We start from the raw sequence: 19554 nt of genomic DNA on the forward strand, positions 1-19554 counted from the left end.
TTAACCCTTCCTCATTAATTCTTTAAATTGTTGAAATAAATATAAATTATCTGTTGGTCCCGGTGATGCTTCTGGATGATATTGAATCGAAAAGATAGGAAGTGTAGTATGTGCCATTCCTTCTACGGTACCATCATTTACGCTCACATGCGTTACAATGACATCATCTGGCAATGTACTAGCATCAACGGCAAATCCGTGATTTTGTGATGTAATATATACACGATTCGTAGCTAACTCTTTCACCGGATGATTGGAACCACGATGACCAAATTTTAATTTATATGTTTTACCACCATACGCTTGTGCTAGTACTTGATGTCCCATACAAATACCAAAAATTGGTTTATAACCAAATAATTTTTTCACTTCTTCTACTGCATAGGCCAAATCCGCTGGGTCACCAGGTCCATTTGATAAAAAGATACCATCTGGATTGACTTCTTTAATGTCTTCTGCTTTTGCATCAGCTGGGAATATAGTGAGTCGACAATCGTTAGCCACTAGGGAGTGTAAAATATTTTCTTTCACGCCAAAATCATACACAGCCACATGAAATTCTGCGTCCTTATCGCCACGAAGGCCTTGCCATTTTGTGGTAACCCGCATAACTTGATCGGTAGGCAATTCTTTTTTTAGAAATTGTTGAATCGTTTCATCTTCGCAATCTGCACGAGCCACAACGCCTTTCATAACGCCCTCTTTGCGAATTGCTCTCGTAATAGCCCGTGTATCTATATCATATAAACAAGGAATTCCATGGAGTCGCAAATATTCAGAGAATAATCCTTCATTTTGCCAATTGCTAGGAAAGTCGCATAACTCACCTACAATCAATCCCTTACAATATGGTTTAGGTCCTTGTGTAATCGCATTTAAGGTCCCATAATTGCCAATGAGTGGATAGGTAAGTGTAATAATCTGATCTGCATAGGATGGATCTGTTAAAATTTCTTGATATCCTGTCATGCCAGTATTAAAGACAACTTCTCCCACTACTGGTGCACCACCTAATAGGTTTCCATAGAATGTAGTGCCATTTTCTAGAACTAATTTACCCTTCAACGAAGAACCTCTCCTTCTTTCATTACCACTTCACCATTTACCACCGTCAATTTAGCGCGGCCTGTCAACGTCATCCCATCAAAAGGACTCATTTTTCCCTTTGTATAGAATTGATTGCGATCTACTACCCATGTTTCCTCTGTGCTAAATACAGTAATATCTGCGTCTTTTCCCACTTCTAATACGCCTGCATCCAATCGCAATAATTCCGCTGGGCGTGTACTCATATGGTAAACCACTTCATCAATACTCAATTTATCTGGCCCGTAAGCATTAGTGATAACTGCTGCTAACGATGTTTCTAAGCCACTAAATCCATTAGGGGCACAACAAAACTCATGGTCTTTATCTTCATACGCATGCGGTGCATGGTCTGTAATAATGCAATCAATCGTTCCATCTTTAAGCCCTTCTAATAAAGCTTGTCGATGATCTTCCGAACGAATTGGCGGTGCCATTTTAAAGGCTGGATTATATTCTCGTAAATATTCATCGGTTAACGATAAATGTTGCGATGTAACCTCACAAGTAACTTGTATGCCTTTTGCTTTTGCTTCTCGCACTAAATCAACTGTATTTTTACTACTTACATGGGCAATATGAATATGTCCACCAGTCATATCTGCTAACATGATATCACGAGCTACCGCCATATCTTCTGCTACTGCAGGGCGACCTGCTACACCTAATTCATAGGAGACAAAACCTTCATGCATATGTCCATGTTTAGTTAATGTTGTTTCTTCTGCATGATCGATAACCATGCGATTAAACATTTGACTGTATTCTAGAGCGCGGCGCATAAATGCTGCACTTTCTACATAATGGCCATCATCTGAAAACCCTACTACGCCAGCTTCAGCCATGTCGCCTAATTCGGCTAATTCTTTACCTTCTAAATTTTTACTAACTGCACCCATAAATTCAACTTTTACAACTCCGGTGAGTTCTGCCTGTTTTTGAAGGCCTCTTACAAGTGCCGCATTATCTACTACTGGTTTGGTATTCGCCATAGTGGCTACTCGTGTAAATCCACCTGCCGCTGCTGCTTGTGTACCAGAATGAAAGTCTTCTTTTGCCTCTTGTCCTGGTTCTCGTAAATGTGTATGAATATCAATCAACCCTGGAGCAACAATCAAGCCAGTTGCATCGTACACCTGGGCACCCTCTTTTGATAAATCTTTACCTATTGCAGCAATCTTACCATTTTCCACTAACACATCTGCTATCTCATGTTGTCCCTTAGCTGGGTTTACAACTGTACCATGTTTAATCAGCAAGCTCACTACCATCACCTCCATGAATTGTTAAGTATAATACGGCCATACGAATAGCCACACCATTACGGACTTGTTCTTGAATCATAGATTCATCACTATAGGCTACATCGGGTGCAATTTCCAAACCTCGGTTCATAGGGCCTGGATGTAAGACCATCACATCCTTCTTCGCCAGTTGTAATATCTCTCGATTGATCCCAAAAATGCGAGCATACTCACGATTTGTTGGATATAAAGCTTCATCGATGCGTTCTAATTGAATGCGTAGTACATTAATAACATCAGCCCCTTGAACGGCTTCTCTAATATCGTGATGAACAGTGACGCCCATTTTTTCTAATTCTGGATAGACTAATGTCCTAGGTCCTGCTAGATGTACATCGGCTCCCATCGTCGTCATGCCATAAATATCACTGCGTGCCACACGGCTATGCATAATATCGCCGACAATAACAATTTTCAAACCTTCTAAGGATGGTTTTTTTTCTAAAATAGAATACATATCAAGTAGTGCCTGCGTCGGATGTTCATGAGCTCCATCACCAGCATTAATGATAATAGGTTCTACTGCTTTCGTCGCATATAAAGGAGCCCCCTCTGCTTTATGGCGCATAACGATGGCATCAGTTCCCATATACGATACGGTTAATAGGGTATCGCGAAAACTTTCACCTTTTACCATAGAGCTACCACTCGGTGTAATATTAATTACATCCGCGCCTAAGTATTTACCAGCTAATTCAAAGGAGCTACGTGTTCTTGTACTTGGTTCCATGAATAAGTTAATAATCGACTTACCTTTCAAATAGGGGATTTTTTTATCATCCGATAAAATAACTCGTTTCATCTTTTTGGCAACTCGTAAAATTAGTTCAATTTCTTCTTTAGAACGCCCTTGTAATCCAAGCAAGTGCTTTCCTTTTAAGCTCACTTCTTCCATCGCGGCCTCCTTGCAATATATAAAAAAACGACCCTTTGCCTGGGGCAAAAGGTCGTATAGTAAACATGACAAAGTACCCGTAACCACGGAACGACTTGCAACTATCTACCTTTATTAGCCTCGCAGGACTAACTTAAAAGGTTCTCAGAAAATACGATGGTATCCCGTACCAAATCTATCATTTTCTTCTTTACTATAATACTAAAAATAAAAATATATGTCAATTGACTTTCCTTGAAGAAACCTATGCGAATCTGTAGTAGTCAACCATTTCTAGTGCCATGTCATAAGGTTCTATACAAAGCACACTCAGTTGCTATCCCCCCCTATACATTTCAAGAAATATAGCCATCCATACTATACATGATGACTCATTACATATGCCTATGAAACTCATATCATCGCACATATAGTTTTTAATGCGTTCCATACTATCTCTGTAGTAAAAGACTATCGCTACATAAAAATCGATTTCTACTAATCCCCTTTGATAGCTAGTACAACGCTACCGTATATAGCCTTTATTAGACATTATGTTTCATACCTAGAATGAGTTGACTATCCTCTTGTATCCAATTCATTCGTAGGCACCAATAAAAATCGAATAGGTAAATTCGAAGCTCCTGCAGGCATAAAGTTAATCGCAATCGTATCGCCGCCTCTATACTCACCTAGATCAAACGTATCATATATCGTCTGATGTCCAATATAGGGTTTACTACTATTTCCCACATCATATCGTTTTGTCCTATACGGCGTACTAATCAAAAAAGAACCTGAATACGCACCGCCTAAGGGATTAAAGAATAGATGAAATCGTTCTTTTCCCGTTGTATGAACTACCATCTGATATGACACGCCGTAATTACCCGTATCGGTTACCGCTTCATGATTCGACAATTCATCTACGCCCTCGATAAAAGGATCCTCTCTACCATTGACGACTTCAATATAGGATCCACTTGTATCACTATTAAACGTTTCAGGTACTGTAATGATTCGCAAAGCCCCCACATAGGTACCACGCAATCGTACATCATCTTTTGGCAGTGTAGGAACACTATATGTCGAAGTAAGAGAAGCCGCACCTTCTGGCAACATCATAACCTTAATAAGCGTATCATCGGATGTAATACAATCAATAAGTCCCGAAATAAGTGCCTCTGGTTTAACCTCTATATCCTCTAAATCAGCAAACAATAGCCGTTTCCCCAACGGTGGTAAGGTAAAGGAATTGGCATGAGGCAAATCTTCTTTTTTAACATTGATGATAGTACCTTCTGTATCATCTGCTTGGTAATTTGCTAGCTGCTTACGACTAGCTGCTAATGACTCTTTCAACTGTTGGTACCGGCTCGTATCTACGCCTTGATACACATCATCTGTCAATGAAGTCGATGGTGTCACGGATGTACGATCAGACGCTATATATCTATGTTCTTTGTCATTCGTATCCCTAGTACCTACATAGGTGCCATCTGATACGTCGTCTTCTTTCGTAACGCTACTAACATGTTGTAACAAAGTAATTTTATGAGCCTTCTTAGTGTCCGTTAGCATGTTTGATACGCGTTTTTTCTCTTCTTTTTCTCGTTTCTCTTTCCATCTATCTAAACGAGCTTGTTCTTTCTCTAATTCTTTTTCTTGTTGTTTAATTTGTTTTTCTAACGCTTTTCGCCATTTCACTTGTTCCAGATTGAATTTCTTGGTATCCTTTTCATTTGTGACTATCGCCACCGATTCTGGTAACGGCGCCGACATATCGAGTCGAGATAATTCGCGTCCCACAGCAAAATAATCGGGACTAGGCTTGCTCACTAATGCTCTACGAACCGTTATATGATTCAATTTCATGGATTTATTTTCAATCACAACTGCTATTTTTTGTGTATCTTTCATATCATTCACATGATAAAAGTAAACTCGTCCATGTCCATGAATCGTACCTGCACTTAAAATTCCACCCATAGGACCTACATATTCTGGACTATCAGAAAAGAGCAACCCATATTTTTGATCTGTCACGTTTGTAGCCATAGGAGATAATTCATAACCCCCTGCCTGTAAATTAATAGTTCGTCCTTGCACTACAGTGTATAAACTAGTTGCTAACGTAGCTCCTAGCAAACAGGATACAATCCGTTTCCACCACATACTAACTCATTCAAATCCTTTCTTATATGTCATCTAAACCATTGGGCTCTAAGGTTAACGCAATCTGTTCAAGCTTGCGCAAGCGATGACCAATACCCGATTTAGACAATACACCACCTATGTGGTCAGCTAACTCTTGTAAACTCGCATCTGGATGCTCTATCCGAACTTCTGCGATATAGCGTAACTTATCCGGTAAACTAGAGAATCTATCATGTCGTTCAATGATCCGAATCGCTTCTAATTGGCGTACTGCCGCATCTACCGTTTTTTGTAAATTAGCCGTTTCACAATTCACTTGTCGATTAATTTGATTGCGCACCGTTTTCATAACCCGTACCGTTTCAAATTCCATTAATGCTTGTCCAGCTCCCATAATTTGAATACAGGAAGTAACTGCATCGCCTTCTTTCAGATACACCACATACTCATCTTTTCGTTCCGTCATGCGTGCAGAAATTTTAAACAATCGCAATACATAAATAATTTCATTGGCAAAAGCTTCGTTACTACTCATAAATTCCAAATGATAATCACTTTGTGGTTTATTCACGGATCCGCCCCCTAGAAAAGCGCCACGCAAAAAAGCTCGCCGTGCTTCTAAGGATTTTAACCATTCATGAGGTATTTGTGCCGTTACTGGCCAGAGCCCTAACTCTTCCATAACTTGCCGACTATTCTCTATTGGCTCTACCGTTAAGGTATACATATTTTTCTTGCGCAAATTCAGTCCTTGCCGTACTACTACAGCAGTAGGCAAGTTATATTGTGATCTAAGTATGGTTAACACACGCCTAGCCACCGCATTGTTCGCAGTAGCCAAGCGAATTCCCACTGTTCCTTGACGCCCAATCAATAAAGAGCCACCCATTCGCAATAAGCAGGATACTTCGATAACAGCACAACGGCTATCTTCATTTTGATACTGACATAATTCATTTTTTACATCTTCTGCAAATGACATACAAAGCTCCTTTCTAGACCTATCGCGTTATATTCTGACTATCAATGATCATCTCGTTGTAAATAATATTCTAAAATATGTGGTTCAATATCTGTTTGTAAGGCGTAAATAACATCCATAATAACTTTAGCTAATCGTTCCGAATTATGTGTAGCTCGATCAAAGCCATCTACTAAATTAGCTCGAACAATACGTATATCCATCTGTTGCAACCGGTCCATATCAATGACAACAGGATTGGCCCCCCTATGACGATATTGTGACAATACCTTTTCATCCAATGTAGTATCATGAACTAAAACAGTATCAATCATATTAGGCCCACAATGACGACCTATCGCCTCAATATGATCGGCTACCGTATATCCATCAGTTTCTCCTGGTTGTGTCATCACATTACAAATATAGATTTTTTCCGCTTTGCTTGCTTTAATATGATCTACAATTTTGTCGACTAACAAATTAGGCAAAATACTTGTATATAAACTACCAGGTCCTAAAATAATGGCATCCGCTTCATCAATAGCTTGCAGTGCCGCCCCTTCTGGTTGTGGATGTGCCGGTTGCGTAAATATACGCTCAATGACTTTACCTTCGTGCGGGATATTACTTTCCCCCGTAACCATAGTGCCATCTGTATAGCGAGCTAACAGTTTGATTTCTTCCGTAGAAGATGGAATCACACGGCCACGGACCTTTAAAATTTTACTCGACGCTTCCAAGGCTTTTTCTATATCTGAGTCCAACACTTGTGTTAAGGCTGTCAAAAAAAGATTCCCAAAACTATGACCAGATAAATCGCCCTTTCCATCAAAGCGATATTGAAAAAGCTGTTCCATAAGGCCCTCTTTTTCCGCCAACGCTACCAAGCAATTTCGCAAATCTCCAGGGGCAATCATTTTAAAATCTTCTCGTAACCGTCCAGAAGATCCACCATCATCGGCTACTGTAACGATAGCTGATAAATTTGACGTATGTGTCTTTAAGCCTCTAAGAAGCATGGATAAACCAGTACCGCCACCAATAACAACTATGTTAGGCCCCTCTGTTAATCTAATATTTTGAAAGATATAATCACTCACTTCATCAGATTCATCAGGTATAATGGCACGAATAATTGTTTTTACTACTTTTCGTAGCCCTTCAATCATTAATACGATACCGATGCCTAACAGGATAAAGCCACAGGATGCTAAAATTGTATAGTTATAGGCACCTGTTGTTTCATATAAGGTCTGTAAAACTATATCTTCCATATACGATAGCCATTGATAGTTCAACATAAGTGTAACGCCTACCATCAATAGGAATACACCTAGAGAAAATAAAAATAACCATCTCTTAATTTTAAGGCCCGGTACAAGCCAGCGAGCCCATTTTCTCCGTATCATCTATATCATCCAATCCTTTATGTAGCATGCACACCATACTATGTGTACCATGAGTGTTCTCATAGTATACATAGTCATACATCATCTATATTCCATTTGCCTACTACTTGCTTAAACTTTCAATTTCATGAGGGTTAAAATCTTCTTCCACTGTATTTTTCATCATATCACGATGCTCTACTGATACGCGATACCCCTCTTCTTGTAGATGACTATACATAGCTTCTGCCATGGCCACCGATCGATGCATACCACCAGTACAACCTACAGCAATGACAAATTGTGTTTTTCCCTCTTTTTCATAATTGGGAATTAAAAAGTCTAAGGTTCCAAAATAATGTTTTTTAAATTCGTTGGTAATGGGAAAGGAATGAATGTAGTCATTCACTTCTTTAACGCGCCCCGTTTTATGGCGATATTCAGTTATATAGTATGGATTTGGTAAGAATCGCACATCCCATACCATATCGGCATCCAAAGGGATGCCATATTTAAAGCCAAAACTAACTACTGTAATCGACATGCCTTCATGGTTTTCTACTTGAATAAATTTTTTCCGTAAAAACTCTTTGAGTTTTGATGTTTTCATATCCGTTGTGTCAATAATATAGTCCGCCCGATGCCGAATGCTATTCAATAGTTCTCGTTCTTTATGAAGGCCTGTTGTAATACGTCCATTAGGTGCTAGGGGGTGACTTCGACGAGATTCTTTATATCTGCGAATCAAGGTTGCATCCGTAGCTTCCATATACACAATTTCATAAGGCACTTTCATTTCTTTTAAAGCATCCAGCGACTCTGATAAAGAATCAAAAAACTCGCCGCCTCGAATATCTACGACTAAAGCGACTTGTGCAATTCGTTCGCCCCCTTGGCGACACAATTCGCTAAATTTTGGGATTAATACGGGGGGAATATTATCTACACAAAAATACCCCATATCCTCTAAGGCTTGCATTACTTGTGTTTTTCCTGCGCCTGACATGCCTGTTACAATGACTAATCGAAATGCTTCCATCCCTATCCCTCCAATATATGTGTTTCAATCCAATGTGCTACACCGTCTTCCTCATTCGACAAGCAAATATCATCAGCTACCGCCTTTACGGAATCTTCCGCATTACCTACTGCTACCGCATACCCTGGTAAGGTCAACATAGAAATATCATTTTCCGAGTTTCCAAACATAACCATTTCTTCTGGCGTAATGCCTAAAGACTTACCATAGTGTAGTAAGGCATTTCCTTTTGATACATCAGGTCCAATGATTTCTAAAAAATCAGCTTGACTCCGAACAATAGACACCATGGTACCTAACTTGTCTTTCATATAAGTTTGTATCGTTTCAATTCTATCCGGTGTATCAATCATAATCAATTTATTCGCTTCTTTTTCTACATCGTAGAGATGGTCACCTAAAAACTCTGGCTTGGCACCCGTCTGTTTTACATACTTGTCCGATTGCCATGTAGGATGGTGACACACTAAATGATCCTCAATATAGGCTTGTATATACCAATTATGTTGACGCGTAATTGCATACACCTTCTCCATCGCACTAAGCGGTACCGTATGCTCCCATACAATCTTTCCTGATAAAATATGCTGTATAACACCACCAGAGTATAAAATCATAGGAATATCGCCTAACCCTAACGATTCTCCTACAGGCTTTGCCGTTTGATACATGCGACCTGTGGCAATCACGATATGAAAGCCCCTATGACTGGCACGTTGAATGACCGATTTTGTATATTCTGATACGGTATTATTAGATCGTAATAAAGTTTCATCTAAGTCTATTGCCACTAGTTTAATCATGATACTATCCTTTATGTCTTATTAAATGCGCGCCATAGATAATTCACTATACTTATAAAATGAACCGCCTAATGCCATCAACTCATCATATGTGCCCGACTCAATGATACGCCCATGATCCATAAAAATGATGCGATCCACCCGATCAAGGCCTTCTAACTGATGTGTAATATATAACGCTGTCTTATTTTCTACAAATCGAAACATTTCTCGTTGTAATTGATAACGTGTTACTTGATCTAATCCTTCAAATGGTTCATCTAATAAAATAATATCACTATCTCTTAAAAATAATCGCGCTAAGGCAACGCGTTGCCGTTCGCCGCCACTTAATGCCACACCATGTGAACCTACCATTGTGGTAAGTCCTGCCGGCAACTTATCAATAACTGACTCTAACCCAGCAGCTACAATACACGCCATCAATTCATCATGACTCGCCGTTGGTTTAGCAAGTCGAATGTTCTCTTCAAGAGTTGCTTCAAAAATATACGTGTCTTGCGTAACAACACCCCATAGAGAACGACTGGTTTCTATATCATAAGAAGATAATTCTTTTCCTTCTACACGAATACTGCCTCTATACGGATAGAATCGTTGTAACAGATTAAACAACGTTGTTTTGCCAGAGCCACTGGCCCCTACAATAGCAACGGTTTCCCCTTTTTCAATAGAAAGAGATAGGTTGTCATAAATTGGTGTATCTTCATAACTAAAGGAAAGTCCTTGGCACACAATAGAAGGCTCTGGTCTGGTAGCTCCTCGTCTCATTATAGCAGAAACCCTATGACTGATTCCATCTTCTGTCATACATTTTGGATCTGTAATAGGCAAAGTATGCTCTACTTCTTCTGGTGATACAGCCTTAATTTCTTGCTGTATCATAGGGCTATGATCACTTGTATATGCTTCTAATGCACGAAGTCGATGTACTGCAATCTTACTTTCATAGCCATGATTAATGGCGATAATCATCGGTTGTAATGCTTCAAACCACGCTTGTAAGCCAATGGCAACGACAGACACATAAATGCTTTCTTGCACCGTATGAAGCGGCACACTAGCTATGATAGCCCCCACAATCATAGTCACTTGCAATGTAAATAAGAATGCTATCATTCCTTGGTTCGTACCATAGGTGATGGTATTATGATACTCGTCCGTTTCTATAAATCGTCGTTCTAATCGCCTTTTTGTATCGCCCACTTGACCATATACAATGATATCACATAACCCGGATAACACTTCTGCTATATCTGCTTTCAATATGCCTTGCTGTGAAGATATATCACGAAGGGCTACGCGATTATGACATAATACATAATAAGGGATAATAACAGTGGTGATACAAAATACAATGATTACGAGCAAGACTAAGTATGGCGAATAGGAAGCCACAAATAGCATCACAATGGCGGTCATCACAATAGCGCCAATAGGCGGAATAAGTACACGCAAATAGAAGAACTGCAGCGTTTCAATGTCTGCCATAATACGCCCTAATAAATCACCTGACCCGATGTAACGAAATACCGCTGGTGCTACTGGTTCTAATTTTTCATAAAACCACAACCGCAACCCATACAGTCCTTGAAAGGCCATGCGATGGGAAACATACCGCTCAATATATCGAGAAACGGCGCGACTAATGCCGAAAAATCGTACGCCTACAATGGATAGTCCCAAATAGGCTAACTCTGGATGTAATGCGGCTGATGCTAATAGCCAGGCAGAAGTACTCAATAGGGCCACGTTCATGAATACAGTGATAACTGTGAAGATTAAGCTTACTACTAAGGCTCCCTTTGAGGGCGATAATACAGAAAATAATAACTGCCAACATGACCAGCTAGTAGTGTGAGATGGTGTGTGCTTTTCTTCCTCTATCGTAGTGTCATGCATAGCGTTTTTACGAAGATCTCCACGTTTTTTACTCCATCTACTACCTACCGAATCTGTTTCTAATTTCACCGTCCTAGCTGGCGTATTCCCGTATTTATCACTCATTAACGATGTATCATCGCCAGCGACTTGCCCCGTCGTTCTCCGTGTCTCTAACATAGTAGTGTTAGAATCGGGGAATGGAAATTGCTCGCCACATCCTAAGGCTCTCGTTTGAGATTCTATAAACGCTTTGCCATTGCCAGTTTCCACCAATGTGGCAAAATAGCCACCGTCTTCTAGCAAAGATTGATAGGTACCACGCTCAACAATACGTCCTTCTTTCATAACCAATAATTCACTAGCCCACGTCATCGTCTTTACGCGATGTCCTATAAGGATGACAAATTTATTTTTCATCAAGCGCTGTAAGGCACGATATAAGGAGCTTTCTGTTTCTACATCTAAATGGGCGGTCAATTCATCTAAAATTAAAACAGAACCGGTACGCAAAAAGGCACGCGCCAAGGCAATGCGTTGCCGCTCGCCACCACTTAACCCCATGCCATGCTCGCCTATCGTCGCATCAAGGCCTCCACGATCCATCACAAAGTCATAGGCTTCGGCCAGACGTAATGCTTCATATATGTCTTCATCGGTTGCCACCATACCAAAGGTAACATTATCACGCAAGGATCCTTCAAATATATGAGGATGTTGTGATACATATATAATTTGTTCACGCCACCAATCGATAGATAAATCAGCCATATCATACTCATCGACTATGGCCATCGTAGATGTTTCTTGCTCTATAGATGCATCGTTTGTTAAGTGAATGTGTTTTTCATCTTTCCATGCATTATGCGTGCTATCATGACCAATGCTATCTGCTGTTCTTACACACCGCACCACAATATGCCCTTCTGTTGGTTGTAAAAATCCTGCCACTAAATTAGCAATGGTCGTTTTCCCAGAACCGCTTTCACCTACCAACATAAGTGGCTTGTTTTTTTCTAATGAAAAGCTAATATTCTGTAATGTAGGCATCTGAGCATCAGTATACATATAATTAACATTATTAAAATGAATCGATGTAAACGCATCATCAATAGTGCGTGTGCCATGTCGCTCTATGGATAAAGGCGATTGTAATAAGGCCTCGACTTTATAGAGGGAAGTAGCTCCCGCCATACCTGTATGAAATGCCGATCCTAATTGCCTAAATGGTGTATAAAATTCAGGGGCCAATAAAAGTACGAAAAATGCCGCTTCATACTCTATATGCCCATACAGTAATGAAGTCCCCATATAGACTGCAATTAAGGCCGTACTGATGGTTGCCACTAATTCTAGCACCATAGCCGATAAGAAGGCTACTCGCAACACACGCAGCGTAGAATCTCTAAACTCGCCGGACAAACGAGCAATAACTTGCAACTGTTCCTTAGAACGGCCAAATACTTTCAGCGTTGTTAGGCCCTGTAAAATATCTAGAAAATGACTCGACAAGAAGCTCATCCGTTCCCATTGTTCTTGATTCATTTTTTCCGCTTGTTTGCCAATAAGAATCATAAAGCAAGGAATTAATGGCACTGTTATCAGTAAAATAAGACCTACCCATGGAGCCGCATCAATGATGGCAATCCCCATAATAAGAGGAATCAACACAGTATACAGCATTTGTGGCATATACGTGCCTACATAGGCCTCAATCTGATTCAGTCCATCAGTTAATAGATGAATGGTATCACCTGCCACCAAGGGTTGTCCTAATTCTGAGTTAAATATATGGCGCAATACTTTATGGCGAATCGATTGCTTTATCAACGTAGCTAATTGATGAGAACAGTAGTCTTGCCAATACGTGGCTAATAGACGAATGATAATTACTCCCCCTAATGCTATGAGCGTATTAATTTCTTCGGTCCATAGCCGATCTTCTAAGAACAGATCACTAATTAATTTAGCAAAAAACCACGCTTGACCGACAATCGCCAGGGAACTCACGATACTTGTAAGAACAAGCATAGCGCTTTGTTTTTGACAATGTTTAATTTCTTTGAAAGCTGTTTTATTAACCACATGCCCTCCTCTATACAAAAGAAGCGCACCCCAACGAGCACGCTTCTTTACCTATTATAACTGGCTAATATCAGCTCAATTATATGTATGGATTAATAATGTAAATCGTCTTCTGTAATACGTTTACGGAATGTGTAGTATACCCAAATTTGGTACGCTAATACAATTGGTACAAAAACGCATGCCACTACTGTCATTAATGCTAATGTATAGGTAGAGGAAGATGCATTGGTAATTGTTAAGCTCCAATCAGGATTTAAACTAGATACCATAATACGTGGGAACAAGCCTGCAAAGTAAGCAGCTGTTACCATGATGATTGTCAAGCTACTAAACAAAAATCCAAATTTAGGATTTCGTGTGCGTGTAGCAAACCAAGATACTAAGAAACATACGATAGCTAATACATAGGCAATGATGGCCAAAATGTTATCGAACATATCTGTACATGCATAAGTAGCACCGCCTAACACTAAGGCACCTACAGCAGTAATAACACCTACTACTAAGGAAGATGCTCTAGCACGTTCAGAAATTTCACCGGCTGTTTTAATACAAGTGTACAATCCACCATGATATAAAAATACTAATATGAAAGCAATACCACAAAGAATGGTATAAGGACTCAATAAGTCAAAGAAGGATCCCACATATGTCATAGTTCCATCAATTGGAGTCCCTTGAATCAAGTTGCCTACGGTAACACCCCACAATAAAGCAGGAATCAAAGAGCCGAAAAAGATGGCATAGTCGAAAGATTTTCTCCATGTGCGATTAGGACTTTTACTGCGGAACTCAAACGCTACACCACGGAATATTAAAGCGGCAAGCATTAAGAATAATGCTAAATAGAAGCCACTAAACAAAGTAGCATATACATGAGGGAATGATGCGAACATCGCACCACCAGCAGTAATCATCCAAACTTCATTACCATCCCAAACTGGGCCAATCGAGTTAATCATTTGACGGCGTTGTACATCAGTTTTGCCGATAATTGGCAACCACATACCTACACCATAATCAAAGCCTTCTAACAAGAAAAATCCTGCAAATAATACGCAAATTAGGATAAACCAGATTACGTTTAAATTACTCATAATTAGTTCCATAATCTTGCCTCCTCTTTTTCAGCTACATCGTGTGATGAATTACCATCAGGTCCTTTTTTAATATGTTCACATGCTAAATATACGGCAGCAATTGCTACAATTACGTAAATAGCCGTGAAACCTACAATAGTTGTAACGATTTCAGGAGCTGTTACATTAGTAGACGCACCTGCTGTTGTAGTTTGTAGACCATATACAAGCCATGGTTGACGTCCAGCTTCTGCGGTAAACCAACCAGTAGCATTGGCAATGTATGTAAGTGGCAACATCCAGAATAACCATTTCAAATATGTTGTTCCTTGTACAAAAGTTTCTTTGTTAACTTTGCATACACCAATTAACGCTACAATAATCATAATGCCAAAGGCTAGACACATAACACGGAATGTCCAGAAAATAGCTGTTACATCAGGAATATAATTACCTGGTCCGTATTGTGCTTCTGCTTGTGCTTGTAAATCTTTAATACCCATTACCTTACCAGATGTAAAGCTGTTTTGTGTTAAGAAAGATAAGCCCCCTGGAATTTGAATCGCAAAATTATTTTTTTGACCTTGTTCATCAATGCTAGCAATAATAGAAAATGGTGCTGGATCTTGTGTATCCCAAAGTGCTTCAATAGCTGCCATTTTCATAGGTTGTACTTCTGCAATGTATTGACCTTGATGATGACCTACACCTGCAGCTGCTAACCCCGCTACTAATGTCACTACCAAGCCCCATTTAACAGATTTTTTATAAAAATCAATATGGGCTTTTCTAATTAAATGCCATGCACTGATAGCTGCAATAACAACAGCAGCAGTCATTAAACCATTAAGTACAATATGGAAATACTGGCCTGGTACATATCCATTTGAAAGAATCGCTAAGAAATTATCCATTTCTGCACGACCATTGCGAACTACATACCCTACTGGATGTTGCATAAACGAACTAGCTACTAAAATCCAAAAAGCCGATAGATTAGTACCAATCGCTGTTAAGGTTGCTACAACTGCATGCGCTTTAGAAGAAAGTCTGTCCCAGCCAAAAATCCATACGCCCATGAATGTTGATTCTAAGAAAAATGCCGTTAATGCTTCCAACGCTAATGGAGCACCAAAAATATCACCCATAAAGCGAGAATATTCAGACCAGTTCATACCAAAATGGAACTCTTGAACGATCCCTGTTACAACCCCCATTGCAAAATTAATAAGGAATAATTTTCCCCAAAATTTCGCCATTTTTTTGTACACTTCTTGTTTAGTGTTTACATAGGTCCATTCCATAACTGCCACCAAAATCGTCATACCTAATGTAAATGGTACAAACAACCAGTGGTAGATTGATGTCAATGCAAACTGTAATCTGGCTAAATCCACTGCATCCATAATTTTACTGTCCTCCTCATAATGATTACCTAATTTAAATTAATATACTCTATACCACTTGTTCTGCTGCATACTGTGTAGAATCACCACATATATGCAACTCGCTTCGAATCTTCTTTTCTCGCATTGCTAACGTTGCAAAATTTTCCGATTCTAACATCTCTATAAGTTTTGTTTGAATCGCACCGATACATTCATGGAGTGCACAATGACCTTGACAGCCTCGAGAGCAACTGTCTACATCATATAAGCATTTCTGTAAATATGCATCACCTTCAACGGCCACAACTACATCGAGCAATGTAATATCTTTTGGTTCTCTTTGTAAAGCAAAACCACCTTCAACACCGCGATAGGATTTCATAATCTTAGCATGTATCAAGCTGCGCATAATTTTTAATAAAAACCGTTCTGGGATACATTCAGCACGAGCTAGCTCTCCACCAGTTTTCTTAGTACCCACTGGCAGCATAGACATATGCACAATCATACGAAATGCATAATCAGTTGCTTGATTAAATTTCATAGTCCACCCCCATTCTATTTTCACTCTGATTAAACTATACTCTGAAAGTGTACATTATGTATAAAAAAAATTACACATCCTGAACTCTTATCTTGAGTGTATTATATATTGATTATTTTTTCAAGCTTTTTTTATAGTCTTCCCCCTACATCAGATATGAAATATAGTCATATATACGTATTATTTCTATAGACCTATAGGTCTATGATAATGCGTTATAATGCTATCCATTACCATACCACATAGGGCAAGACTATCCCCTACGTATATACAAAAATGCTGGAGACAAACTATCATTCTAGTCCTCCAGCATACTATATAACACTCTATATAATTGTATTATCCTAAGACAAAAGAAACCACTCCATATACAATGGCTGATACGAGCGCACTCAAAGGAATGGTCACGAACCACGCCATTACCATCGAGCGTGCAACACCCCAGTTAACCGCTTTTACGCGTTTAGCTGAGCCAACGCCCATAATGGAACCGCTTACCACATGAGTAGTACTAACAGGCAAGTGTAAAAATGTAGCCGTAAAAATAGTTAATGCAGAATTTAAATCCGCAGCGAAACCATTAATCGTTTCCAATTTAAATATTTTTGTACCCATCGTAGAAATAATTTTCCAACCACCTGCTGCTGTTCCTAGTGCCATTGCTGTGGCACACATAAGTTTAACCCAAACAGGCACATCCAGTGTATCAATATAGCCTCCGCTCACCAAAGTTAATGTAATAATCCCCATCGCCTTTTGAGCATCATTTGATCCATGGGAAAATGCCATTAACGCAGCCGATACTAATTGCATACGTTTAAACCCATCATTTAAAAGAATGGGAGAAAATCTGCCAAATATAGCCGCCAAGATGTGCATAATAATATAGCCACCAATCATAGCTACTATAGGAGATGCAATCAGGGATATAAATATTTTGCCAATCCCTTCCACATTTAATGCATCAAAGCCTACGGATACACCAACAGCACCGATAACACCACCAATTAATGCATGGGAAGACGAACTAGGAATACCAATCCACCACGTTAATAAATTCCATACGATAGCGCCAAATAAAGCAGCCGCAATCACACCACTATTAATTAAATCTGGCGATAATACTAAATTGCCACCAATAGTCTTAGCAACGCCCGTACTAACTAATGCACCAATAAAGTTTAAACAAGCTGCCATAATAATAGCATTTCTAGGGGATATAGCCCTTGTTGATACGGATGTGGCAATAGCATTAGCCGTATCATGGAATCCATTAATATAGTCAAATCCGACTGCCAACAGTACTACGAGCCATATTAAATAGTGATCAAGCATATTTCAATACTACCCGGCGGAATGTTCCTACCAAACGCTCGCATCCATCAATAGTGTCTTCCATGGAGTTAAGAATTTCCTTCCACTTAATAATTTCAATAGGATCCTTACATTCTGTAAATAATTTGGCCATCGCTTCATGATATACATCATCTGCTTCCGATTCTAATCGTAATACTTCTAATGCGCGACCTTCTACTTTAATATAGTTTTTCTTTAAACTCCCCATATAAGAAATAGATTTTGTAATATGTTTCATGCATTTCGCTGCAATTTCTGCTAATCGAATAGATCCTTCTACCGGATCACCCGCCTGATACATACACATTTTATCCATAATGTCTTTAATGCTATCAATAGTTGTATCTAGTTCATCAATCAATTCTTGAATATCTTCACGATCCATAGGAGTAATAAATGTTTTACGTAACCGCTCTACCGTTTCATTAACTAACTCATCAGCTTCTTTCTCTTTTCGATCAATATCACCTAATGCAGTTTCTTTCGATATTTCTCCTTTCAATGCTTTTACCATCAATAAGGATGCTTCATGACATAATTCAGCATGCTCGTTTAAAATGCTAAAAAACTTTTCCTCTTTTCCTTTTAGTTTAAAAGCCATAGATCCTCCTGTGAAAAATATACGCATCTAGCATATAAAAGTATACCCTAGTACACCTAAATTATACCATATAATAATTCTCTACATCCTATGTTTTTATAAAATGTAATCATGAGAGTAATAGATATTATTAATTTTCACTATGCAATTTTATCATGACTAATCATTACTGAATAATACATATCTATACGGTGGTGTGCTGATACTTTTTTTATCATCCTTTACTAGGTTATGACCATGAGTCATAGATACTACATGTTACAACTCCTGTTACATTACACAATATATATGCACTAACGTACACCTATATGTAATACATCCTATTGATGACCACAGTCATACCTATAACAACTAGCATGAGGAGCATAGCTTACAAAGCTATGCTCCTCATGTAGGTATAAGTGGTCTATAAAATTTTACAATATAGTGCCAATTGGCGCCTGCTCACATCATATCTCTATCGTTTTCTACTATTGTATACGATATCAGCTTTGTCATACTATTTATTAACTTCATACACGGCATGCGCCATTTCAGGAATAATAAGCCGCTCCATACCTAGTAAAACGGCTCCCACAGAACCAGGAAGTGAAAAAATGACCGTTTTCTCACTGACACCTGCTACAGCTCTTGATGCCATAGCTCGTGTACCAATATCATCTACATAACTTATATATCTAAAAATTTCACCAAATCCAGGAATTTCCTTATCTAACAAATCGGTAACCGCTTCAATTGTTACATCCCGCTTGGCAATGCCTGTTCCACCAGTCGTAATGATACAATCCGGTTGTATCTCTCTTAACCATGCACGAATTTGCGACTGAATTTGGTCATAGTCGTCCGGCACAATCGCCTGTGCTGCCACATGATGATGTGCCTCTTTCACAAACTGAGCCACTGTTTGTCCCCCTGTATCAGTTTCCCAAGTCCGTGTATCAGAGACTGTTAATATGGCAACCTCTAATGGTCTTCTATCCATTTCCATGTGTGACATAATAA

15 protein-coding genes are annotated in these 19554 nt (G+C 39.2%); all 15 read right to left on the reverse strand.

Going from position 1 to position 19554, the window contains the following annotated elements; translation table 11 throughout:
• Nucleotides 1–1065 (reverse strand): glutamine-hydrolyzing carbamoyl-phosphate synthase small subunit, encoded by a 1065-nt coding sequence (gene carA, locus P6940_RS07105; protein WP_277293618.1) that lies wholly within the window; start codon nt 1063–1065, stop codon nt 1–3.
• Entirely contained in the window at nt 1062–2351 is a 1290-nt protein-coding gene (locus tag P6940_RS07110; protein ID WP_028257840.1) for a dihydroorotase, read from the reverse strand. Before P6940_RS07110 ends, carA begins: the two co-directional genes overlap by 4 nt.
• The gene (locus P6940_RS07115; RefSeq protein ID WP_038152754.1) at nt 2335–3285 is read right to left on the reverse strand and encodes an aspartate carbamoyltransferase catalytic subunit; all 951 of its coding nucleotides are present in this window, start codon (nt 3283–3285) and stop codon (nt 2335–2337) included. The genes P6940_RS07110 and P6940_RS07115 overlap by 17 nt, the downstream gene beginning before the upstream one ends.
• 558 nt (nt 3286–3843) lie before the next feature.
• Nucleotides 3844–5439, reverse strand: a complete 1596-nt coding sequence (locus P6940_RS07120) for a hypothetical protein (RefSeq protein WP_277293619.1) — start codon at nt 5437–5439, stop codon at nt 3844–3846.
• Between the two features lie 22 nt (nt 5440–5461).
• Nucleotides 5462–6403, reverse strand: a complete 942-nt coding sequence (whiA, locus tag P6940_RS07125) for a DNA-binding protein WhiA (RefSeq protein ID WP_277293620.1) — start codon at nt 6401–6403, stop codon at nt 5462–5464.
• Nucleotides 6404–6444: 41 nt separating this feature from the next.
• The gene (locus P6940_RS07130; RefSeq protein ID WP_028257836.1) at nt 6445–7794 is read right to left on the reverse strand and encodes a gluconeogenesis factor YvcK family protein; all 1350 of its coding nucleotides are present in this window, start codon (nt 7792–7794) and stop codon (nt 6445–6447) included.
• 103 nt (nt 7795–7897) lie between these two features.
• Nucleotides 7898–8812, reverse strand: a complete 915-nt coding sequence (gene rapZ / locus P6940_RS07135; protein WP_038152760.1) for an RNase adapter RapZ — start codon at nt 8810–8812, stop codon at nt 7898–7900.
• A 2-nt stretch (nt 8813–8814) separates the two neighbouring features.
• Complete coding sequence (locus P6940_RS07140; RefSeq protein WP_277293621.1) at nt 8815–9615, reverse strand: Cof-type HAD-IIB family hydrolase; 801 nt, start codon at nt 9613–9615, stop codon at nt 8815–8817.
• A 21-nt stretch (nt 9616–9636) separates the two neighbouring features.
• Nucleotides 9637–13581: a thiol reductant ABC exporter subunit CydD gene (gene cydD, locus P6940_RS07145; protein ID WP_277293622.1), complete on the reverse strand. Its 3945-nt coding sequence runs from the start codon at nt 13579–13581 to the stop codon at nt 9637–9639.
• A gap of 92 nt (nt 13582–13673) precedes the next feature.
• A complete protein-coding gene (gene cydB, locus P6940_RS07150; RefSeq protein ID WP_038152766.1) occupies nt 13674–14693 on the reverse strand; it encodes a cytochrome d ubiquinol oxidase subunit II in 1020 nt (339 codons plus the stop codon).
• A complete protein-coding gene (locus P6940_RS07155) occupies nt 14684–16072 on the reverse strand; it encodes a cytochrome ubiquinol oxidase subunit I (protein WP_338116631.1) in 1389 nt (462 codons plus the stop codon). The genes cydB and P6940_RS07155 overlap by 10 nt, the downstream gene beginning before the upstream one ends.
• 46 nt (nt 16073–16118) lie before the next feature.
• Nucleotides 16119–16595, reverse strand: a complete 477-nt coding sequence (locus P6940_RS07160) for an RrF2 family transcriptional regulator (RefSeq protein WP_051212138.1) — start codon at nt 16593–16595, stop codon at nt 16119–16121.
• Between the two features lie 339 nt (nt 16596–16934).
• Nucleotides 16935–17930: an inorganic phosphate transporter gene (locus P6940_RS07165; protein ID WP_277293624.1), complete on the reverse strand. Its 996-nt coding sequence runs from the start codon at nt 17928–17930 to the stop codon at nt 16935–16937.
• Nucleotides 17923–18552, reverse strand: a complete 630-nt coding sequence (locus P6940_RS07170) for a DUF47 domain-containing protein (protein ID WP_028257829.1) — start codon at nt 18550–18552, stop codon at nt 17923–17925. The genes P6940_RS07165 and P6940_RS07170 overlap by 8 nt, the downstream gene beginning before the upstream one ends.
• Before the next feature lie 499 nt (nt 18553–19051).
• The gene (locus tag P6940_RS07175) at nt 19052–19549 is read right to left on the reverse strand and encodes a MogA/MoaB family molybdenum cofactor biosynthesis protein (RefSeq protein ID WP_277287655.1); all 498 of its coding nucleotides are present in this window, start codon (nt 19547–19549) and stop codon (nt 19052–19054) included.
• Nucleotides 19550–19554 lie beyond the last annotated feature (5 nt).

The sequence above is a fragment of the Veillonella montpellierensis genome (genome assembly GCF_947090115.1).
GTDB lineage: Bacteria > Bacillota > Negativicutes > Veillonellales > Veillonellaceae > Veillonella > Veillonella montpellierensis.